Genomic DNA, 20,953 nt, shown 5'->3' on the forward strand with positions numbered 1-20,953 from the left:
GGCGGCGGTGACGAAGGCCGGGTTGTTGCCCCGGAAGGTGCCGTTGTGCTCGCCGCCCCGGACCGTGGCACGGTCCGGGGCCCCTCTCTCATGCGTACCTCAGAGCTCGTAGGTGCGGGCCTCCGCGGCCTGTGCGGCCCTGCGGTCCTCCGCTTCCCGGGCGCTCTGTTCGGCCTTGCGGGCCTTCTCGGCCTGCTCGGCCTTCTCCTCCGCCTCCATCTCGGCGAACACGTCGATGGGCGGCGGCGCCTTGGCGAGGAAGACCCAGGTCAGATACACCGCGAGCAGGAACGGCGGGATCTTGAGCGCGACCAGCACCCAGCCGAGCTGGGTGGTGTCGGCCCACCAGTAAAGCGGGAACAGGATCGCGCACTTGGCGAGCAGGATCAGACCCCAGGCGTAGCTGGCCTTGGCGTACGCCTTCTTGCGGCCGGGGTTCCTGGTGCGCCAGGAGAGGTTCTCCTTGAAGACCGGGCCGAGGATCAGGCCGATCAGCGGCACCCCCGCGAGGGTGGTGACGAGATAGGCCAGGGCCAGTCCGAGCGTGTAGAGCATGCCCGGCAGGTAGAAGTCCTTGGCGTTGCCCGTCATCATCGCGAAGACCACACCGAAGCCCACGCCGAAGACACCGCTGAAGGCGTGCTTGACGGTGTCCTTGCGGACCAGCCGTACGGCGACGAGGGCCAGGGAGACCACCAGGGCGGCGATGGCCGAGGCCTTGAGGTCCTTGTTGATCGTGAAGATCGTGACGAAGAGCAGCCCGGGCAGGACTGTCTCCACCATGCCGCGCACGCCACCGAACGCCTCGAAGAGCGCGGCTTCCGTGACCGCCTTCGCGTCGGCGTCCTGCTGGTCGGTGCGGTGGGGCTGGTCCGTGTCGGACGTCGGCTTGTCGAGAGACGTCACCGGCTACTCCTTGCCGAGCGGTCGGAGTTCGTATTTGGGGTTGAACAGCACCCGGCGCCCATGGCTGATGGCGATGCGGCCCGACGCTATGAGCTTGCGGCCCGGCTCGATGCCGACGATGGACCGCCGGCCGAGCCAGACCACGTCGAGCGGCGCGGTGCCGTCGAAGAGCTCCGCCTCGAGGGCGGGCACTCCGGCCCGCGGACGCAGGGTGACGGTCCGCAAGGTACCAGTCACCTTGACGATCTGCCGGTCCGAGCACTCGGAGATGCGCGTGCAGCCCGAAGCGTGCGCGTCCTCCTGCAGCTCCTCGGACTCCAGGTCCTCCTGGGAGCTGGAGAGCCGGTCGAGCATGCGTCGGAAGCGGCCGGACGGCTTCTCCGTCCTGCCGGGCTTCTCGAATCGGGGAACAGCGCTCATACCCGAAGGGTACCGGTCTCCTGTGGTAGCGGCGGGGTCACGGGGGTGTCACTCGAAGGGGTGAAGGCGCTCACTCGGAAACCGCCTGGCCGCGCTCGAAGCGGTACCCCATCCCCGGCTCGGTCACGAAGTGTCTGGGGTGCGAGGGATCCGCCTCGAGCTTCCGGCGCAGCTGGGCCATGTAGACCCGCAGATAATTGGTCTCCGTGCCGTAGGAAGGTCCCCAGACCTCCTGGAGCAGCTGCTTCTGGCTGACGAGCCGGCCCGCGTTGCGGACCAGCACCTCCAGCAGGTGCCACTCGGTGGGTGTCAGGCGTACGTCGCGGCCCTCGCGCTGGACCTTCTTCGCGGCCAGGTCCACGGTGAAGCCCTCGGTCTCGACGATCACCTGGTCGTCGGCGCCGTCGGAGCCGACCGGTTCGGCCCTGCGCACGGCGGCGCGCAGCCGTGCCAGCAGCTCGTCCATGCCGAACGGCTTGGTGACGTAGTCGTCGGCCCCCGCGTCCAGTGCCTCGACCTTCTCGTCGGAGGTGTGCCGGGCGGAGAGCACGAGGATCGGCACCCGGGTCCAGCCGCGCAGTCCTCTGATCACCTCGACGCCGTCCATGTCGGGCAGCCCGAGGTCGAGGACGACCACGTCGGGGTGGCGGGCCGCGGCGAGCTGGAGGGCGGTCGCCCCGTCGGGCGCCGCGTCCACCTCGTACCTGCGTGCCTTGAGGTTGATCACGAGGGCGCGCACGATCTGCGGCTCGTCGTCGACCACGAGCACCCTGGTCATCGCGGACCTGCCTTTCCGGAATACGTGTACGGGGTGGAGGTGCGCCCCTGGGGAGCGCTTCTCGGCGTCATGACGTCACCCGCGACGGGGACAGCGAACCGGCCTGCACCTGCCCCGGAGCCGCGGTGAGCGTGAGGACCATGGTGAGCCCGCCGCCGGGGGTGTCCTCGGCGCCCAGCGTGCCGCCCATGGACTCCACGAAGCCCCGGGCGACGGCGAGCCCCAGACCGACCCCGGCACCGCGCGGAGCGTCACCGTACCGCTGGAAGGGCTCGAATATGCGTTCCTTGGCCTCGTCCGGGACCCCGCGGCCCCGGTCGGCCACCCGCAGCTCCACGCGCGCCCCCAGGGCGCTGGCGGCGACGGTGACGCGTTCCCGGTGCGGGCTGTACTTGACGGCGTTCTCGACGATGTTGGCGACGGCCCGCTCCAGCAGCCCCGGGTCGACGGCGACCATGGGCAGCGTCTCGGGGATGTCCAGGTCGACGCTGCCCTCCGGTACGCCGCCGAGGGCCATCGGGACGACCTCGTCGAGGTCGATCTCGCGGATCAGCGGGGTGACCGTGCCGGTCTGCAGGCGCGACATGTCGAGGAGGTTGCCGACGAGGTGGTCCAGGCGGTCGGCGCCGTCCTCGATGGCCGCGAGGAGCTCCGCCTCGTCGGCGTCGGACCAGCAGACGTCGTCGGAGCGCAGGGAGCTGACGGCGGCCTTGATGGCGGCCAGCGGGGTGCGCAGATCGTGGCTGACGGCGGCGAGCAGCGCGGTCCTGATCCGGTTGCCCTCGGCCAGCCGCCTGGCCGCCTCCGCTTCGCCCACCAGGCGCTGACGGTCGAGCACGACGGCGGCCTGGGCGGCGAAGGCGCCCAGGACGCGGCGGTCCTCGGCGGGCAGCACACGGCCGGAGAGCGCCAGCGCCATGTGGTCGCCGACGGGCATGTCCACGTCCGCGTCGTCGGGGCGGGCCACCGGGGCGGGCCCGACGGACCCGGCGCAGGTCCACGGCTCGACGTCGTTCTTCCGCTCCAGGAGGGCGACGGACTCCATGCCGAAGGTCTCGCGCACCCGGTCCAGCAGGGCGTCCAGGGCCGTCTCGCCCCGCAGGACGCTCCCGGCCAGGGCGGAGAGGATCTCCGACTCGGCGCGCAGCCGGGCCGCCTGGTGGGTGCGTCTGGCCGCCAGGTCGACGACGGAGGCGACCGCCACCGCCACCGCGAAGAAGATCACGATGGCGACGAAGTTCTCCGGGTCCTGCACGGTCAGGGTGTGGGTGGGCGGGGTGAACCAGTAGTTCAGGAGCAGGGAGCCGACGGCGGCGGAGGCGAGGGCCGGGGTCAGCCCGCCGAGCAGCGCGGCGGCAACCGTCAGGAAGAGGAAGAGCAGGACGTCGTTGGCGAGCCCCGGGCCGTCCTCCATGCCCTGGAGGAGGAGCGTGAGGAGGGCGGGTCCCCCGACGCCCGCCACCCAGCCGGACAGGATCCTGGTGCGGCTGAGCCGGGCGCCGCGTGCGATGGGCAGCCCGCGGCCCTTGGCGACCTCTTCGTGCGTGACGATGTGGACGTCCAGGTCGGGACCGGACTCGCGGGCGACGGTGGCGCCCACCCCCGGGCCGTAGATGTACTGCCAGGTCTTGCGGCGGCTGGACCCCAGGACGATCTGGGTGGCGTTGACGCCCCGGGCGAAGGCGAGGAGCGCGGTGGGGATGTCGTCGCCGATGACGTGGTGGAAGGTGCCGCCGAGGTCCTCGACGAGCGTGCGCTGGACGGCGAGCTCCTTGGGCGAAGCGGAGGTCAGCCCGTCGCTGCGGGCGATGTACACCGCGAGGATCTCGCTGCCGGAGCCCTTGGCGGCCATCCGGGAGGCGCGGCGGATCAGGGTGCGGCCCTCGGGGCCGCCGGTGAGGCCGACGACGATGCGCTCACGGGCCTGCCAGGGGGCGCTGATGTCGTGCTCGCCCCGGTACTGCTGGAGGTACTCGTCGACCCGGTCGGCGACCCAGAGGAGGGCCAGCTCGCGCAGGGCGGTGAGGTTGCCGGGGCGGAAGTAGTTGGAGAGGGCCGCGTCGACCTTGTCGGACTGGTAGATGTTGCCGTGGGCCATGCGGCGGCGCAGCGCCTGGGGCGACATGTCGACCAGCTCGATCTGGTCGGCCCGTCGGGCGACCTCGTCGGGAATGGTTTCCTGCTGGCGCACGCCGGTTATGGACTCGACGACGTCGCCGAGGGACTCCAGGTGCTGGATGTTGACGGTGGACACCACGTCGATGCCGGCCTTGAGGAGCTCTTCGACGTCCTGCCAGCGCTTGGCGTTGCGGGAGCCGGGCACATTGGTGTGGGCGAGCTCGTCCACGAGGGCGACGGCGGGCGCCCGCTCCAGCACGGCGTCGACGTCCATCTCCGCGAAGACGGCCGAGCGGTGTTCGATCTCCCGGCGCCGGATCTGCTCCAGGCCGTGGAGCAGCACCTCGGTGCGGGGCCGGTCGTGGTGCTCCACGAAGGCGACGACGCAGTCCGTGCCGCGTTCCACACGCCGATGGGCCTCGGAGAGCATCGCGTACGTCTTGCCGACGCCGGGTGCCGCACCCAGGTAGATCCGAAGCTTGCCGCGCGCCATGGCCCCATTGTCTTCTCTGAAACCGGCTGCCGCCGATACGGGAGCCGGTCTCGAAGCTACCCCGAGAATTTCCGGCATATGGGGTCAGGGCCGGACGCGGGCTCCGTCTTGACAGGATTCTGATGCGGCGGAGGTGTCCCCCGCGCCGTGCGGTCCCGGCGGCGGGTGGCGACGTGCGGTGTCCCCGCGCCCCGCGTTCCCGGCGGGGCGGGCTACGCGTGCTCGACGATGTGCCCGTCGCTGAGCTCCAGGACCCGGTCGGCGAAACCGAGCAGCTGGGGGTCGTGGGTGGCGACGAGGAGGGTGACGCCCTCGCTGCGCACGACGGCCCGCAGGAGCTGCATCACCGCGAGTCCGGTCTCCGCGTCGAGCTGCCCGGTGGGCTCGTCGGCGATCAGGAGCGCGGGCCGGTTGGCGAGCGCGCGGGCGATGGCGACGCGCTGCTGCTGGCCGCCCGAGAGCTCGCCGGGGCGCTGCAGGGCGTGGTCGCCGAGGCCCACCAGCGAGAGCAGCAGCGCCACCCGCTCCTCGCGCTCGCGCGGGTCGGCCTTGAGGAGCCGCATCGGTACGCCGACGTTCTCCGCGGCCGTGAGGATCGGGATCAGGCCGAAGGACTGGAAGATGAAGCCGATGCGGTCCCTGCGCAGCTCCAGCAGCCCGTCCTCGCCGAGCCCGGAGAGGTCGGTGCCGCCGACAGTGATCCGGCCGCCGTCCGGTGTGTCCAGGCCGCCGACGAGGTTGAGCAGCGTCGTCTTGCCGGATCCCGAGCGGCCCTTGAGCGCGACCAGCTCGCCGCGCGGGATCTCGAAGGAGACGCCCCGCAGCGCGTGCACGGCGGCGGCGCCGCTGCCGTACGAGCGGTGCAGGTCCTCGACCCGCACCATGGGGCCGTCGGCCGGGCTCCCGGCCAGGACGGTTCCGCTCCGCGCGCCGGTGCTCCGTGTCATCGTTCCCGCTCTCCCCCGTGCGTACCACTCACTCGGCAGCGGCCAGTATGGGCACGAGGTACCCGGTGAGGCAATGGAAAGGCCGGTGGGCCGCGTCCCTTCCCGGGACGCGGCCCACCGGCCTCGGGCGTTCCGCGGTGCGGTCAGCGCACCTCGGTGATCTCGGGTCCGCGCTGGAGCTGGCCCATGCCGCCGGAGAACTTCGAGCTCTCCTGGTCCTCCTGCTGCACACCCTCCGGCACCATCTGGGCGTCGTTGGGGAGCTTGAGGACGATCGGGTCGCGGGGGGCCATCGGGCCGTCGCCGCGGACGACGACGGTGTCCCGGAAGATCGTCTCCAGCAGCCCCGCGGCCTCCGGCTGCACGGCGCCCTGGCCGGAGATCACTCCGCGCAGGAACCAGCGCGGCCCGTCGACACCGACGAAGCGCACCAGCTGTACGCCGTTCTTCCCGTCCGGGAGCTGTACGGGGACCCGGGCGCGCAGCTCCCAGCCCAGCGGGCCCTCGACCTCGTCGATGATCCCGCCCTGCTGGGTGATGCCGGAGGCGATCTCCTCGCGCACCTCGCCCCAGATGCCCTCCCGCTTGGGAGCGGCGAAGGCCTGCAGCTGGACCGCGCTGTCGCGCAGCACGACGGTGGCCGCGACGATCGCGTCGCCCGCGACCTCCACGCGGAGCTCCATGCCCTCGACCCCGGGGACGAAGATGCCGCCGAGGTCCACCCTGCCCTCGCCGGGCTGGGACACCTCGGAGATGTCCCACGGCCCGTCCGGGCGGGGTGCCGGCGGCAGGTTCGTGCGGCGCGAGCCGTTGCCGGCCGCGGCGTCGTCGAGCTCGTCGGCGACCTGCTCGGCCTCGCGCGCTTCGTCCGCCGTGTCCTCGGCGGAACCACTGTTCTTGCGACGTCCGAACACGTCAACGTCCTTCCCGGTCGGATACGACCGAAGCGTAGCTGTTCCCACCCTGGGTGTTACCGCCCGTGACGCCGTCCACCGCGGCATGACCGCCCGTGGATCCGAAGCCCCCTTCGGCCCGCGCCGAGCCGGGAAGCTCCGTCACCTCGTGGAAGCGCACCTTCTCGACCTGCTGGACGACCAGTTGGGCAATCCGGTCGAACCGTTCGAACCTCACGGTCTCGCGCGGATCGAGATTGACCACGATGACCTTGATCTCCCCACGGTACCCGGCATCAACCGTCCCTGGGGCGTTCACGAGAGCCACTCCGCAGCGGGCTGCGAGGCCCGAGCGGGGGTGCACGAAGGCGGCGTAGCCGTCGGGCAGCGCGATCGACACCCCGGTGGGGAGCACCGCCCGTTCGCCGGGGGCGAGCTCGGCGGCCTCGGTGGTCACCAGATCGGCACCGGCGTCGCCGGGATGCCCGTACGCGGGAATCGGCACGTCGGGGTCGATCCGGCGGATGAGTACGTCGACGGGAGCGCGCATCAGGGGTTCACCTCGAAGGCACGGGCACGCCTGACCTGGTCCGGGTCGGACATGGCCGCCTGGATCTCCTCGGGCCGCCCGTTGTCGATGAAGTGGTCCACCTTGACCTCGATGAAGAGGGCTTCCGCACGGACCGCGACGGGGCCCTCGGGGCCGCCCGTCCGTCCCGTGGCGCGGCAGTAGATCTTCCGGCCGTGGACGGCGGTGACCTCGGCGTCCAGGAAGAGGACGGTGTCCACCGGCACCGGCAGGACGTAGTCGGTCTCCAGCCGTCCGGTCACCGCGATGACCCTCAGCAGCCAGCTCAGGGCGCCGAGCGTCTCGTCCATGGCCGTGGCCAGGACCCCTCCGTGCGCCAGTCCCGGGGCACCCTGGTGGGCGGGCTTCACGGTGAACTCGGCGGTGACGCTCACTCCCTCGCCGGCCTTCGCGCTCAGGTGCAGTCCGTGCGGCTGTCCGTCACCACAGCCGAAACAGTGTTCGTAGTGGGAGCCGAGGATCTCGCCGGGCGCCGGGGCGTCGGGGTGCCGGACGGGCTTCACCGCGTCGGCCGGGGGTGTCAGACGTGCAGATGTTCCACTCACAGCCGCAGACCTTACCCGCGCGGCCGGTCCAGGGGTGCGCCGTGCCAAGCTTGCTGTCATGCAGCCTTCCGCACCTCCCTTCGACGAACGTCTCACCGCGCCTCGCACGTGGTGGCTCATCGGCTTCGGGATCGGCGTCGCGTGCGCGCTGATGCTCCTGCCGCTCGGCGTCCTGCCCATGCTCGGCGGGCTGGTCGCCGGTACGGCCGCGGCATGCGCGGGGGTCAGCTCGTACGGCTCCGCGCGCATCCGGGTCGTGGCGGGCGCCCTCGTCGCGGGCGACGCCCGGATCCCGCTGGAGGCACTCGGCGACGCCGAGGTGCTGGACCGGGAGGAGGCGCGCGCCTGGCGCTCGTACAAGGCCGATCCGCGCGCCCACATGCTGCTGCGCAGCTACATCCCGACCGCGGTGCGGGTGAAGGTCACGGACCCGGCCGACCCGACGCCGTACGTCTACCTGTCGACGAGGCAGCCCGAGGCGCTGGCCGCGGCACTCGCGCCGGTCGCCGCCTGAGGGGTCAGCCGCCCGAGGGGCCTTCCAGGCCCTTGGGCAGCTCCTCGGCGGGCCGCGCCGGCTGTTCCAGCGGGGGGAGCCCGGCGAGGCGGTCCCAGGAGACCTGATCGCGCCGCAGGTCGTTCCTGACCCGGTCCGCGAGCTTCTTGGTGTCGCGGCGGTTCATCATCGCGCCGACGGCGGCACCGATCATGAACGGGATCAGGTTCGGCAGGTCGCGCACGGTGCGCTTCATGATCTGCTGGCGCAGTTCGCGCTTCATCTGCCCGCCGAGGGCCGCGTTCAGTGTGGTGGGGCGGGAGACGTCGATCCCGCGCTCCTCCGTCCAGGACGTCAGATACGCGGTGCCGCGCTGCCCGATGTTGCCCGGGGGGCGTCGGCCGTAGACCTCGTGGAGCTCGGCGACGAGCTTCATCTCGACAGCCGCGACGCCGGTGATCTCCGCTGCCAGCTCCGCGAGCATGGCGGGCGGTACGGGCATCATCGCCGCGGCCCCGATGCCCGCGCCGACGGTCGCGGTGGCCTTGCAGGCACCCGCGACGAGCTTGTCGGCGAGCTCTTCGGGGCCGAGCCCCGGAAACTGCCTGCGCAGGGTGGCGAGGTCCCTCACGGGGACACGGGGAGCCATGTCGATGATCCGGTCGGCCACCATGCCGATCGCGGCCGATGCGCTCTCCCGGCTCCTGATCACGCCCCGTTTCAGTGTGTGCAGGCGGCCGGACCCCTTCGGGGACCCGTCCTGCCCGGGCTCGCGGGGCGTGCCCGCCGCCGCCCGTACTGCTTCGAGCGAGGCCGGAAGGCCCCGCTCGTCGTCAGATGTGCCGGGAGAGGGCGGCAGGGCGGTCGTGCGCTCGGCAGCGGGGCTTTCGCCCTTCGCCGGGCCTGTGCCGCCCTGATGCGCCTCCGACGACTTCGTGCGCCGCAAGCGCCGCTTCCGGAACGGTGTGTCGCCTGCCACGGCCGGCCGGCCTCAGTCGCAGTCGCGGCAGATGGGCTGGCCGTTCTTCTCGCGTGCCAGCTGGCTCCTGTGGTGCACGAGGAAGCAGCTCATGCAGGTGAACTCATCTGCCTGCTTGGGCAGAACCCGCACGGCCAGCTCTTCGTTGGACAGGTCTGCGCCGGGCAGCTCCAGTCCCTCTGCCGCGTCGAACTCGTCCACGTCGACGGCGGATGCCGTCTTGTCGCTCCGACGAGCCTTGAGCTCTTCGAGGCTGTCCTGGTCCACGTCGTCGTCGGTCTTGCGTGGGGTGTCGTAATCCGTTGCCATGTCGCTCTCCCCCTCATGGGTGTCTGCGGTGTCTCAGCGCACGTAACGCGTGAGAGGCCGGACTTGTGCCCGACCTGAGGCGGAGATTTTGCCTCACATCAAGGTCTGTTACTCAATCGACACCCAACCGGATCCCTCGGGAGCGATCAGCTTGGGTGGCGATGGGGACCGTACACGGTCCGATTGCTGCACTTCACGGGCGCCACCCCGTGTACTTCCCGTGGTACCGACCCCCGGAAACCCGGACGATTCCAGGCTTTCAGGCTCAGATGTGATCACGGAGAGTAGAGGGACGAGAAATCGCGCCTGTGATCGATCACACAGGGACAGAATAGGAACAGGGTTCGGAAATTCCGCCGAAAGCGAACAGAGCGATCCAATGCGGCCTCACACCGTGAAGCCTCTCAGACCGGCAGGGTGACGCGCATCACGAGACCGCCGCCCTCGCGGGGCTCCGCGATGATACGGCCTCCGTGCGCCCGCGCGACGGACCGCGCGATCGACAGGCCGAGGCCGACGCCCTTGTCGCTCCCCGTGCGCTCCGTACGCAGCCGTCTGAAGGGCTCGAAGAGGTTGTCGATCTCATAGGCGGGGACCACCGGCCCGGTGTTCGAGACCACCAGGAGCGCCTGTCCGTGCTGGGCCTCGGTGGTGACCTCCACCCAGCCGCCCTCCGCCACGTTGTAGCGAACGGCGTTCTGCACGAGGTTCAGCGCGATGCGCTCCAGGAGGACCCCGTTGCCCTGGACGACCACGGGACGGCGCTCGCCCCGGACCTCCACGCCCTTGTCCGCCGCCTCCGCCCGCGTCTGGTCGATGGCGCGGTCGGCGACCTCGGCCAGGTCGACGGGCTTGCGCTCGACGATCTGGTTGTCGCTGCGGGCGAGCAGCAGCAGCCCTTCCACGAGTTGCTCGCTGCGCTCGTTGGTGGCCAGGAGCGTCTTGCCCAGCTGCTGGAGCTCACCGGGGGCCTCCGGGTCGGAGAGATGCACCTCCAGCAGCGTGCGGTTGATGGCGAGCGGCGTACGCAGTTCGTGCGAGGCGTTCCCCACGAACCGCTGCTGGGCCGTGAAGGCCCGCTCCAGGCGGTCCAGCATCTCGTCGAAGGTGTCGGCGAGCTCCTTGAGCTCGTCGTCGGGGCCGTCCAGCTCGATCCGGCGGGTCAGGTCCGTGCCGGCCACCCTGCGGGCGGTGCGGGTGATCCTGCCCAGCGGGGACAGGACGCGGCCCGCCATCGCGTAGCCGAACGCGAAAGCGATGATGCTGAGGCCCACGAGGGCCAGCAGCGCCCTGTTCAGCAGGCTGTCGAGTGCGTGCTGCCGCTGGGCGGCGGTGCAGTCCTTGATCATCTCGTTGAGCTGGGTGTTGTTCAGCGCCGACGCCAGCTGGGGGCACATGTCGCTGGAGATCTGCACGTTCGTGCCCTTGACCTGGAACTCCAGCCCGCCGGCGTCGTGCAGTGCCTGTGCCGCCAGCATGTAGATGATCGACAGCAGCAGGATGCCCGCGATCAGGAACATGCCGCCGTACAGCAGCGTGAGCCGTATCCGGATGGTCGGACGCAGCCAGGGGTAGGGGGATTCCTGCGCCTTGGGTTCCCAGGTCGGCTTCGGGGGTGCCTTCACGGGCCTCGGGGAGGCTGCCATCACGCCCTCAGATCCGGTAGCCGGAGCCGGGGACGGTGACGATGACGGGGGGCTCGCCGAGCTTGCGGCGCAGGGTCATCACGGTCACCCGTACGACGTTGGTGAACGGGTCGGTGTTCTCGTCCCACGCCTTCTCCAGCAGCTGCTCGGCCGAGACGACCGCGCCCTCGCTGCGCATGAGGACCTCCAGGACCGCGAACTCCTTCGGGGCGAGCTGGATCTCCTGCTCGTCCCGGAAGACCTCGCGGCGGTTGGGGTCCAGCTTGATGCCGGCCCGCTCCAGCACCGGCGGCAGCGCGACGGTGGTGCGGCGCCCCAGGGCGCGCACCCGCGCCGTCAGCTCGCTGAAGGCGAAGGGCTTGGGCAGGTAGTCGTCCGCGCCGAGCTCCAGGCCCTCGACGCGGTCGCTGACGTCACCGGACGCGGTGAGCATGAGCACCCTGGTGGGCATCCCGAGCTCGACGATCTTGCGGCAGACGTCGTCGCCGTGCACCAGCGGGAGGTCCCGGTCCAGCACGACGACGTCGTAGTCGTTGACCCCGACGCGTTCGAGAGCCGCGGCTCCGTCGTAGACGACGTCGACGGCCATGGCCTCCCGGCGCAGTCCGGTGGCCACCGCATCGGCGAGCAGCTGCTCGTCCTCGACGACGAGTACGCGCACGGCGCAGTCCTTCCCTAGATCCAGAAATACGGCGAGCGGCCCTCGTTCCGGCCGCTCGCTGCACGTCAGCGGCACCGACTGTGCGCGTCCATCCTGCCCGTAACGCGCATAAACCGGCGGTAAGACGACGCCGCCGGAGCCGGGGGCCCAGGGAATAGGTCGGATTCCCGGGCCAGTTGAGGTTTCTCGCGGGCGGACCACGGGGAGGACGACTGCACACCCGCGATCACGCCATGCATGTGGCGTACCACAGCCCGTCCTGCTTCCAGAGGGACTGCGTGATCACCCGCACTCCGGTCCCCGCGCCGGAGGACCACCGGGCACACCCCCGTGCCACCGACCCACGATGAGGGGGCGCTTCATGGACGCTTTCACCGCAGGTCTGCTGCAACGAATCAAGACCACCGAGTCCGACCTCACGAGGGCTCGCGAGACGGGCGACGACTTCCTCGCGGATGTCGAGCAGGGAGAGCTTGACGACCTGCACCGCCTCGCCGCCGAGCACGGCGTAGAAATCAGCGCCACAAGCGTCTGAGCCGCCACGAGAAGGCCCCGGGAGGCGTACGCGCCTCTCCGGGGCCTTCTCGTGTCCTGGCGCCCCTCACGGTGCCGTCAGAGGCCGTGAGGGCGCATGCCGGTCGTGCCGGGAGCGTTCGGGGGCGGTGCCTCAGTCGTGCCAGGCGCCCAGCTCGTCGAGGATCGCCTGCAGCGGCTCGAAGACCCCGGGGGTCGCGGCGACGGTCAGATCCCCGTCCGCGGGGAGGCCTGGCCGGCCTCCGGTGAGCGCGCCGGCCTCCCGCGCGATGAGGTCGCCCGCCGCCACGTCCCACGGGTGCAGCCCGCGCTCGTAGTAGCCGTCGAGCCGGCCTGCCGCGACGTCGCAGAGCTCGATGGCGGCGGACCCGCCGCGCCGGATGTCGCGCAGCCGCGGGATCAGTTGGCGGGCCACGGCCGCCTGATGGGTGCGGACCTCGGTGACGTAGTTGAAGCCGGTCGCCACCAGGGCCTGGTCGAGGGGCGCCGTGGGGCGGCAGCGCAGCGCCTCGCCGTTGCCGTAGGCGCCGCGCCCCAGCACCGCGTGGAACGTCTCGCGGCGCATCGGGGCCTCGACCACCCCCACGACTCGCTCGCCGTCGCGCTCGGCGGCGATGGAGACGGACCAGGTGGGCAGCCCGTAGAGGTAGTTCACGGTGCCGTCGAGCGGGTCGATGACCCATCGGATGCCGCTGCTGCCCTCGGCGCTGGCGCCCTCCTCGCCGAGGAAGCCGTCGGCGGGGCGGTGCTCGGAGAGATAGCCGGTGATCAGCTTCTCCGCCCGGATGTCCATCTCGGTGACGACGTCGATGGGGCTGGACTTCGTCGCGGCCACCCCCAGGTCGGCGGGGCGGCCGTCCCGCAGCAGGGCACCGGCCCGGCGGCCGGCTTCCAGGGCGAGGTCGAGCAGTTCGGACAGGAGGGGGTCGGTCACAACGCTCCAGAGGTGGTGTCGCGGGAGCCGGACGGGCTGTCGGCTCCCGCGGGCGGCGAGGGTGCGGGGGCGAGAGGCCCTGGGGCCTCTCGTTTGGATCAGGCCGGGTCAGGGAGCGGGGTCTGGTGCCGTGCATCGCAAGGCGGAGGAGGGAGCCAACGCGGAGCGTTGGCGACTGACGACAACGCCGCGAGGTGCGGCACCAGGGCACGCGACCCGGCCTGATCCAAACGAGAGGCCCTATGCCTGGAAGGGGCTGTCGGCTCCCGCGGCGGCGGGCTTCGGCGCCCGGGCCGGGCAGCAGCCGACCGGACAGAGGTCGTGGGACGGACCGAGCGCGCCCAGGGCGCACGGCGTGACCGGGCGCTCCTGCTCGGCGGCTGCACGCTCCAGGAGGAGCTCGCGCACGGCCGCGGCGAACCGGGGGTCCGCGCCGACCGTCGCCGACCGGCGCACCGGCAGCCCCAGCTCGGCGGCCTTCGCCGTGGCCTCCGTGTCGAGGTCGTACAGCACCTCCATGTGGTCCGAGACGAAGCCGATGGGGGCCATGACGACCGCCGGGACGCCGTCACCGTGGAGCGTCTCCAGGTGGTCGCAGATGTCGGGCTCCAGCCACGGGATGTGCGGGGCGCCGCTGCGCGACTGGTAGACGAGCTGCCACGGGTACGCGACGCCGGTCTCCTCGCGCACGGCCTCGACGATCACCCGGGCCACGTCCAGGTGCTCGGCCACGTACGAGCCGCCGTCACCGTGCGACTCCACCGGTCCCGAGGCGTCGGCGGCCGAGGTCGGGATGGAGTGGGTGGTGAACGCGAGGTGCGCGCCCGCCCTGACGTCCTCGGGGAGATCGGCGAGCGAGGCGAGCACACCGTCGACCATGGGCCGCACGAAGCCGGGGTGGTTGAAGTAGTGCCGCAGTTTGTCCACCCGGGGCACCGGGAGCCCTTCCGCCTCCAGCACGGAGAGTGACTCCGCGAGGTTCTCGCGGTACTGGCGGCAGCCGGAGTACGAGGCGTAGGCGCTGGTGGCGAGCACGGCGATGCGCCGGCGGCCGTCCGCGGCCATCTCGCGGAGGGTGTCGGTGAGGTACGGAGCCCAGTTGCGGTTGCCCCAGTAGACGGGGATCTCCAGGCCGTTCTCCGCGAAGTCCTCGCGCAGCGCGTCGAGCAGCGCCCTGTTCTGCGCGTTGATCGGGCTCACGCCGCCGAAGAGGAAGTAGTGCTTGCCGACCTCTTTGAGCCGTTCCTCGGGGATGCCGCGGCCACGCGTCACGTTCTGCAGGAACGGGACCACGTCGTCGGGACCTTCAGGACCTCCGAAGGAGAGCAGCAGCAGAGCGTCGTAGGGAGCGGGATCACGCACATCGGACATGCACCCGATCCTGCCACCCGCCTCCGACAGTGCGGCAACCGCCGTCGGCGCGTCATGGGCGTGCCGGGGGCGCCCGTAAGCTGTATCAGCCCATCGCACTCCTGACAGGCTTGACCGGAGCACTACCTTGCCCAGCCCCTACCGCGCCATCTTCGCCGCCCCCGGAGCCCGGGAGTTCTCGGCGGCCGGATTCTTCGGCCGGATGCCGCTGTCCATGATGGGGATCGGCGTCGTCACGATGGTCTCCCAGCTCACCGGCCGCTACGGGCTCGCGGGTGCGCTCTCCGCCACGCTCGCCATGGCGGCGGCCGTCATGGGCCCGCAGGTGTCCCGGCTGGTCGACCGGCACGGGCAGCGCCGTGTGCTGCGCCCCGTCACCCTGTTCGCGGCCGCGTCCGTCGCGGGGCTGCTGGTCTGCGCGCAGCAGCGGCTGCCGGACTGGACCCTGTTCGTCTTCGCGGCGGGGGCCGGCTGCGTCCCGAGCGTGGGGTCGATGGTCCGGGCGCGCTGGGCCGAGATCTACCGGGGTTCGGGGCGTCAGCTGCACACCGCGTACTCCTGGGAGTCGATCGTCGACGAGGTGTGCTTCATCTTCGGGCCCATCATCTCGATCGGCCTGTCCACCGCGTGGTTCCCGGAGGCGGGCCCTCTGATCGCCGGGGTGTTCCTGGTGACCGGGGTCTTCTGGCTGACCGCCCAGCGCGCCACCGAGCCGAAGCCGCACCCCAAGGAGCAGCACACGGGCGGTTCGGCACTGCGCTCGGCCGGCCTCCGGGTGCTGGTGGTCACCTTCGTCGCCACCGGGGCGATCTTCGGAGCGGTCGACGTGGTGACGGTGGCCTTCGCCGAGGAGCGCGGCCACAAGGCGGCGGCGAGCCTCGTGCTGGCGGTCTACGCCCTGGGGTCGTGCCTCGCGGGAGCCGTCTTCGGTCTGCTGCACCTGCGGGGGAAGCCGTCCACCCGGTGGCTGGTGGGGGTGTGCGCGATGGCCGTGAGTATGATCCCCCTCCAACTGGCCGGGAGCCTGCCGTTCCTGGCCGTGGCGCTCTTTGTCGCGGGCCTCGCCATCGCACCGACGATGGTCACCACGATGGCCCTCGTCGAACAGCACGTACCGCGCAACCAGCTGACCGAGGGCATGACCTGGACCAGCACCGGACTCGCGGTCGGGGTGGCGCTCGGCTCCTCCGCCGCCGGCTGGGTGGTCGACGCCTCCGGGGCCGAGGCGGGGTACGCGGTGCCCGCCGTGGCGGGAGCGCTCGCGGCCGCGGTGGCGTTCCTGGGGTATCGCCGGCTCGCGGAGCCGGCTCCTAGGGGAGGGCGCGGGGAAGATGACCGACACCTACGCACGGACGGCGAGCACGTGGCGTAACTGGGCGGGCAACGTCACCGCCCGTCCGGCACGCGTGGCGTCCCCCGCGTCCGTCGACGAACTCGCCGAGGTGCTGCGCAGGGCGTCCGAGGACGGCCTCACCGTGAAGCCCGTCGGCACCGGCCACTCGTTCACGGCGACCGCGGCCACCGACGGCGTCCTCGTGCGGCCCGATCTGCTCACCGGCATCCGGGACATCGACCGTGCGGCGATGACCGTCACGGTCGAGGCCGGCACCCCGCTGAAGCGCCTCAACGCCGCGCTCGCCCGGGAGGGGCTCTCCCTCACCAACATGGGCGACATCATGGAGCAGACGGTCGCCGGGGCCACCTCCACGGGCACCCACGGCACGGGCCGGGACTCGGCCTCGATATCCGCGCAGATCCGCGCGCTGGAGCTGGTGACGGCCGACGGCTCGGTGCTGCGCTGCTCGGAGAGCGAGCACCCGGACGTGTTCGCCGCGGCCAGGATCGGACTCGGTGCCCTCGGGGTGGTCACCGCGATCACCTTCGCGGTGGAGCCGGTCTTCCTGCTCACCGCCCGCGAGGAACCGATGACCTTCGACCGGGTCACCTCCGATTTTGATCAGCTCGTCGCCGAGAACGAACACTTCGAGTTCTACTGGTTCCCGCACACCGGCAACTGCAACACCAAGCGCAACAACCGCAGCGCGGGCCCGCCCGCCCCTCCCGGCCGGATCAGCGGCTGGATCGACGACGAGCTGCTCTCCAACGGGATCTTCCAGGTTGCCTGTTCGGTCGGCCGGGCGGTCCCCGGAACCATCCCCTCCATAGCCCGGCTCTCCAGCCGGGCCCTGTCGGCCCGCACGTACACGGACATCCCGTACAAGGTGTTCACCAGCCCCCGGCGGGTGCGCTTCGTCGAGATGGAGTACGCGCTGCCGCGCGAGGCCGCGGTGGAGGCGCTGCGCGAGCTCAAGGCGATGGTCGACCGCTCGCCGCTGCGGATCAGCTTCCCCGTGGAGGTCCGCACGGCCCCGGCGGACGACATCGCGCTCTCCACGGCGTCGGGCCGGGAGAGCGCGTACATCGCGGTCCATCTGTACAAGGGCACGCCCCACCAGGCGTACTTCACGGCCGTCGAGCGGATCATGACGGGGTACGAGGGCCGCCCCCACTGGGGCAAGATCCACACCCGGGAGGCCGGCCATCTCGCGGAGGTCTACCCGCGCTTCGGCGAGTTCACCGCCGTACGCGACCGGCTCGACCCGGACCGGCTGTTCGCCAACGCCTATCTGCGCCGGGTGCTCGGCGACTGACGACGCCGGCCCGAGTGGTCCTGCGAGGGCCGCCGGGGCGGGGTCACCGGTCGGCGTCCGCTCCGGGCGCGCCTTCGTCCTGGGCCGGGGCGTCGGTGGTCGCGGTCGGGTCCGGCGCCTGCGAGGTGGCGCCGTCGCCCGGTGCCGTGGGGCTGGTGGGTTCCGGCGCCGTCGCTCCGCCGGTCGCGGAGGGCGTGGGGGCGGGGCCCGTGGTCGAGCCGTCCCCCTCGGTGGTGCCGGGCTGCGCGCTCTCCGCGTCCCCGGACTCCGTACCGGGCGTGGTCGCGTCGCCGTCGTCCGGCCGGCCGCTGTCGCCGCCGTCCTCCTCCTGGCCGGTGCCGTCCGTGCTGACGGAGGGCTCGGGCGAGGTCGTCCCCGCGCCGCGCTCGCCGCTCACGACGGAGCCGACGGTGGTGCCTCCGTTGCCGGCGAGGTCGTGCCCCGAGACCATCTCGTACACGGTGATGCCCGCCATGGACAGGACGAAGACCCCGGTGGCGGCGAGGGCGGAGCGCTTCCAGCCGCGGACGCGGGTGCCGTGCGTACGCGCGTCGGAGTAGGCGTCGTCCGGCTCCGGGCCGCCGGGACGGGCCTGAGGGATCACGGTCGTACGGTCCGGGTCGCCGGGAGCGGCCTGGGAAAGCATCGCGGTGCGGTCCTCGTCGCCGGACGGGACCTTGCGCAGCATCGTCGTACGGTCCGGATCTCCGGGCCGGGCCTGCGGGAGCATCGCGGTGCGGTCCTCGTCGCCGGACGGGACCTTGCGCAGCATCGTGGTGCGTTCCGGGTCGCCGGACGGGACCTGCCGGAGCACCGTGGTGCGTTCCGCGTCGGGCTCCACCGCCCGCGGCGCGGTCGTCCCGTCGTCCCCGGCCCGGTCCTCCGAGCGGTGCGGCGCGGGAATCGTCTCGCGCGTGCGCACCGTGACCTGACGGCCCGCCGGATGCTTCACCTGGACGGTGACTTCGCGGATCTGCTCCCCCGTACGACGGAAGAAGTGCTGGAAGACCGATCCCCCGCAGGTGGCCACCACGCTCATCACGCCCGCACCGGCGATGGTTCCGTACACACCGAGCTGCGAGGCCATCACCGCCGCCGCGACGGCCGCGACAGCACTGCCGGCAACCTGCGGCAGGCTCAGATCTATGCGCCTTTCCTTGCGTTCCGCATCACTCTGCGGCTTCTGAACCATGATCAGTCCCTGCTCGACAACTACCCCACCTTGCACCAGGAAGGGACATTTGAGCGAATCGGATAGTTCCAATTCTGGAGATTTTGTGAAGCAACACACGCATCGAGGGCATAGGGCGAACTACGGGGTGACCCAACTCCCGTATCCGGCGCAAAGTTCGACGGCGCGCCGTCCACCCCCGTGGCCCGAATGGAGTACTGTGGCGAGCCCTGGGGCCGGACTCCCACACGGGTGTCCGGAACCTACGGGAGGGGGCCGAAGGCGGCACCCGAACCGGCGGCGCCGCGGCATCGCACGGGCGCCTGCTGCATGGAGCGACCACCCGGTCACTCCGCGTCGCAAACAGGTAACCGTGCCATCGTGGCGGTCCAGGGCCAAGGCCCGACACGCCGGGTAACTTGGCAAGGTTGTGGCAGGCTGAACCCGGGCAGGTCACACTCGACTAGCGGAAGCAGCGACGCACGTGACGTCGGCAGGCACCACCCGGGAGGTTCCCATGCCCGAACTGCGTGTCGTGGCCGTCTCAAACGACGGCACACGACTGGTGCTCAAGGCTGCGGACAGCACGGAGTACACGCTTCCGATCGATGAGCGGCTGCGTGCCGCCGTGCGCAATGACCGCGCCCGGCTCGGCCAGATCGAGATCGAGGTGGAGAGCCATCTCCGCCCCCGCGACATCCAGGCGCGGATACGCGCCGGCGCCTCCGCCGAGGAGGTCGCCCAGTTCGCCGGGATTCCGGTGGACCGGGTACGCCGCTTCGAGGGCCCCGTGCTCGCGGAGCGTGCGTTCATGGCCGAGCGGGCCCGGAAGACTCCTGTGCGCCGTCCCGGCGAGAACACCGGACCCCAGCTCGGCGAAGCGGTGCAGGAGCGTCTCCTGCTGCGCGGCGCCGACCGCGAAACCGTCCAGTGGGACTCCTGGCGCCGGGACGACGGCACCTGGGAAGTCCTCCTGGTCTACCGCGTCGCGGGCGAGCCCCACTCCGCGAGCTGGACGTACGACCCTCCGCGCCGGCTGGTCCAGGCCGTCGACGAGGAGGCGCGCTCGCTGATCGGCGAGACGGACGACGTCGCCGCTCCGGAGCCGAGCTTCCCGTTCGTGCCCCGGATCGCGCGCCTGCCGCGCGACCGGCCGCTGGACCGCGCGCTGGACCGCCAGATCGAGCGCCCCGCCCCGGCGGAGCCCGAGGAGCGGATCAGTGGTGTGTCGTCCAACGAGCGCGACTCCCTGACCAGCCTCCTGGAAGCGGTGCCGAGCTTCCGCGGCGACATGGTCGTCCCCGAGCGGCCCTCCCAGCCGGAGCCGCCCGCGCTGGAGCCGGCCTCCCAGCAGGAGCCCGAAGCGGACGAGCCACCGGCCGCGGCGGCCTCCGCCGGAGCCGGTTCGGCATACGCGGATGTGCTGATGCCGCGCGCCGTGGCCGGGCACCGCGACAGGCTGACCGGGACGACGGACCGCCAGGCGGAGGCCGACGGTGTCCGCCCGGGGCGCCGTGCCGCCGTGCCGAGCTGGGACGAGATCGTCTTCGGCACCCGCCGCAAGAAGCAGGACTGAGAAACCGGTTCGGGGACTCCCCGGCCCCGGGGGCGAGGGCCCGTACGCGTACGGCGTACGGGCCCTCGCTCCGTCCCTGTCACCCGGCGCGCGCCCTTCAGCGGGGTTCCGGCCCGGTGGCGACGGGGCGGGACTCGTCCGAAGTCCACTCCGACCAGGATCCGGCGTAGAGGGCGGCCCGCTGTCCGGCGATCTCCAGGGCCAGCACCTCATGGGCGCCCGAGACGCCCGAGCCGCAGTACACCCCGACCTCGGTGCTGCCGTCGGCGCCCAGGGCCGAGAAGCGGGACGCCAGCTCCGCCGCGGGCAGGAAGCGTCCGTCCTCCTCGACGTTCCGGGTGGTCGGGGCGGACACCGCGCCCGGGATGTGGCCGCCCACCCGGTCGATCGGCTCCACATCGCCCCGGTAGCGCTCAGCCGCCCGCGCGTCGAGGAGCAGGCCGGAGCGGGCCAGTGCGGCGGCCCCGTCCGCGTCCAGGAGACCGAGCGCGCCCGGCTCCGGCCGGAAGTCGCCCTCGGCGGGGTGCGGAACCTCGGTGGTGAGCTCACCCGTCCACGCGGCGAGGCCGCCGTCCAGCACGCGGACATCGTCGTGCCCGGTCCAGCGCAGCAGCCACCAGGCGCGGGCGGCGGCCCAGCCCTGGCCTCCGTCGTAGACCACCACCGGGGTCCGGCTTCCGACACCCGCCCGCCGCATGACGGCCCCGAACTCCTCCGGGTCCGGCAGGGGGTGACGGCCGCCGCCGCCCGGCGGGCCGGCGAGCTCCGAGTCGAGGTCGACGAACACGGCGCCCGGGAGGTGCCCCGCCTCGTAGTCGGCGCGGCCGTTCGGACCGCCGAGCTGCCAGCGGACGTCGAGGAGCACCGGCGGGCGCGGCCCCGCCGACTCGCTCATGTATTCGGATGCGGTGATGATGGGCTTCATGTCTGCCATCTTCG

The 20,953-nt window shown here is 71.9% G+C and carries 21 protein-coding genes; 5 read left to right on the plus strand and 16 right to left on the minus strand.

Translation table 11 applies throughout. The features are described from left to right. Positions 1-99: 99 nt before the first annotated feature. The 8 genes from ACWCQM_RS29565 to ACWCQM_RS29600 all read right to left on the minus strand — a co-directional run bounded on the left by ACWCQM_RS29565 (position 100) and on the right by ACWCQM_RS29600 (position 7,689). A complete protein-coding gene (locus ACWCQM_RS29565) occupies positions 100-906 on the minus strand; it encodes a DUF3159 domain-containing protein (RefSeq protein ID WP_450918158.1) in 807 nt (268 codons plus the stop codon). A 3-nt stretch (positions 907-909) separates the two neighbouring features. Further along, positions 910-1,326, minus strand: a complete 417-nt coding sequence (locus tag ACWCQM_RS29570; RefSeq protein WP_073748166.1) for an OB-fold nucleic acid binding domain-containing protein — start codon at positions 1,324-1,326, stop codon at positions 910-912. Positions 1,327-1,396: 70 nt separating this feature from the next. Further along, complete coding sequence (locus ACWCQM_RS29575; protein WP_073748165.1) at positions 1,397-2,104, minus strand: response regulator; 708 nt, start codon at positions 2,102-2,104, stop codon at positions 1,397-1,399. Between the two features lie 67 nt (positions 2,105-2,171). Next, a complete protein-coding gene (locus ACWCQM_RS29580) occupies positions 2,172-4,715 on the minus strand; it encodes a DUF4118 domain-containing protein (protein WP_450918159.1) in 2,544 nt (847 codons plus the stop codon). Positions 4,716-4,927: 212 nt separating this feature from the next. Then, the gene (locus ACWCQM_RS29585; protein ID WP_450918160.1) at positions 4,928-5,662 is read right to left on the minus strand and encodes an ABC transporter ATP-binding protein; all 735 of its coding nucleotides are present in this window, start codon (positions 5,660-5,662) and stop codon (positions 4,928-4,930) included. Positions 5,663-5,805: 143 nt separating this feature from the next. Next, positions 5,806-6,576, minus strand: coding sequence for a DUF3710 domain-containing protein (locus ACWCQM_RS29590; protein WP_450918161.1), 771 nt, complete (start codon positions 6,574-6,576; stop codon positions 5,806-5,808). A gap of 1 nt (position 6,577) precedes the next feature. Further along, on the minus strand, positions 6,578-7,105 hold the full coding sequence (gene dut, locus ACWCQM_RS29595; protein ID WP_450918162.1) for a dUTP diphosphatase: 528 nt from the start codon (positions 7,103-7,105) through the stop codon (positions 6,578-6,580). Continuing rightward, positions 7,105-7,689 (minus strand): PaaI family thioesterase, encoded by a 585-nt coding sequence (locus ACWCQM_RS29600; protein ID WP_073748160.1) that lies wholly within the window; start codon positions 7,687-7,689, stop codon positions 7,105-7,107. The genes dut and ACWCQM_RS29600 overlap by 1 nt, the downstream gene beginning before the upstream one ends. Before the next feature lie 58 nt (positions 7,690-7,747). Between ACWCQM_RS29600 and ACWCQM_RS29605 the strand changes: the two genes are divergently transcribed. Beyond that, a complete protein-coding gene (locus ACWCQM_RS29605) occupies positions 7,748-8,203 on the plus strand; it encodes a DUF3093 domain-containing protein (RefSeq protein ID WP_450918163.1) in 456 nt (151 codons plus the stop codon). Positions 8,204-8,207: 4 nt separating this feature from the next. On the opposite strand, the gene ACWCQM_RS29610 is transcribed toward ACWCQM_RS29605, so the two are convergent. The 4 genes from ACWCQM_RS29610 to ACWCQM_RS29625 all read right to left on the minus strand — a co-directional run bounded on the left by ACWCQM_RS29610 (position 8,208) and on the right by ACWCQM_RS29625 (position 11,777). Next, complete coding sequence (locus ACWCQM_RS29610; protein WP_450918164.1) at positions 8,208-9,161, minus strand: hypothetical protein; 954 nt, start codon at positions 9,159-9,161, stop codon at positions 8,208-8,210. A 12-nt stretch (positions 9,162-9,173) separates the two neighbouring features. Then, entirely contained in the window at positions 9,174-9,470 is a 297-nt protein-coding gene (locus tag ACWCQM_RS29615; protein WP_003965732.1) for a DUF4193 domain-containing protein, read from the minus strand. A gap of 404 nt (positions 9,471-9,874) precedes the next feature. Then, positions 9,875-11,116, minus strand: a complete 1,242-nt coding sequence (locus ACWCQM_RS29620) for a sensor histidine kinase (protein ID WP_450918165.1) — start codon at positions 11,114-11,116, stop codon at positions 9,875-9,877. Between the two features lie 7 nt (positions 11,117-11,123). After that, positions 11,124-11,777, minus strand: coding sequence for a response regulator transcription factor (locus ACWCQM_RS29625; protein WP_014153613.1), 654 nt, complete (start codon positions 11,775-11,777; stop codon positions 11,124-11,126). A 361-nt stretch (positions 11,778-12,138) separates the two neighbouring features. Between ACWCQM_RS29625 and ACWCQM_RS29630 the strand changes: the two genes are divergently transcribed. Beyond that, the gene (locus ACWCQM_RS29630; protein ID WP_167359495.1) at positions 12,139-12,312 is read left to right on the plus strand and encodes a hypothetical protein; all 174 of its coding nucleotides are present in this window, start codon (positions 12,139-12,141) and stop codon (positions 12,310-12,312) included. A 132-nt stretch (positions 12,313-12,444) separates the two neighbouring features. Here the strand turns inward: ACWCQM_RS29630 and ACWCQM_RS29635 are convergent, their stop codons facing one another. Beyond that, complete coding sequence (locus ACWCQM_RS29635; protein ID WP_450918166.1) at positions 12,445-13,245, minus strand: inositol monophosphatase family protein; 801 nt, start codon at positions 13,243-13,245, stop codon at positions 12,445-12,447. Between the two features lie 240 nt (positions 13,246-13,485). Beyond that, positions 13,486-14,616: a ferrochelatase gene (locus ACWCQM_RS29640; protein WP_450918167.1), complete on the minus strand. Its 1,131-nt coding sequence runs from the start codon at positions 14,614-14,616 to the stop codon at positions 13,486-13,488. Between the two features lie 127 nt (positions 14,617-14,743). On the opposite strand from ACWCQM_RS29640, the gene ACWCQM_RS29645 reads away from it, so the two are divergent. Beyond that, positions 14,744-15,988 carry an MFS transporter gene (locus tag ACWCQM_RS29645; RefSeq protein ID WP_450918168.1) on the plus strand — a complete coding sequence of 415 codons (1,245 nt, stop codon included), beginning with the start codon at positions 14,744-14,746 and terminating at the stop codon, positions 15,986-15,988. Continuing rightward, complete coding sequence (locus ACWCQM_RS29650) at positions 15,948-17,267, plus strand: D-arabinono-1,4-lactone oxidase (protein ID WP_450918169.1); 1,320 nt, start codon at positions 15,948-15,950, stop codon at positions 17,265-17,267. The genes ACWCQM_RS29645 and ACWCQM_RS29650 overlap by 41 nt, the downstream gene beginning before the upstream one ends. Before the next feature lie 43 nt (positions 17,268-17,310). Here ACWCQM_RS29650 and ACWCQM_RS29655 read toward each other — a convergent pair whose 3' ends face one another. After that, positions 17,311-18,459 carry a hypothetical protein gene (locus ACWCQM_RS29655; protein ID WP_450918170.1) on the minus strand — a complete coding sequence of 383 codons (1,149 nt, stop codon included), beginning with the start codon at positions 18,457-18,459 and terminating at the stop codon, positions 17,311-17,313. A 496-nt stretch (positions 18,460-18,955) separates the two neighbouring features. Between ACWCQM_RS29655 and sepH the strand changes: the two genes are divergently transcribed. Then, entirely contained in the window at positions 18,956-20,014 is a 1,059-nt protein-coding gene (gene sepH, locus ACWCQM_RS29660; RefSeq protein WP_450918171.1) for a septation protein SepH, read from the plus strand. 97 nt (positions 20,015-20,111) lie between these two features. Here the strand turns inward: sepH and ACWCQM_RS29665 are convergent, their stop codons facing one another. Beyond that, the gene (locus ACWCQM_RS29665) at positions 20,112-20,939 is read right to left on the minus strand and encodes a sulfurtransferase (protein ID WP_450918172.1); all 828 of its coding nucleotides are present in this window, start codon (positions 20,937-20,939) and stop codon (positions 20,112-20,114) included. Positions 20,940-20,953 lie beyond the last annotated feature (14 nt).

The sequence above is a fragment of the Streptomyces sp. NPDC002125 genome (assembly GCF_053593715.1).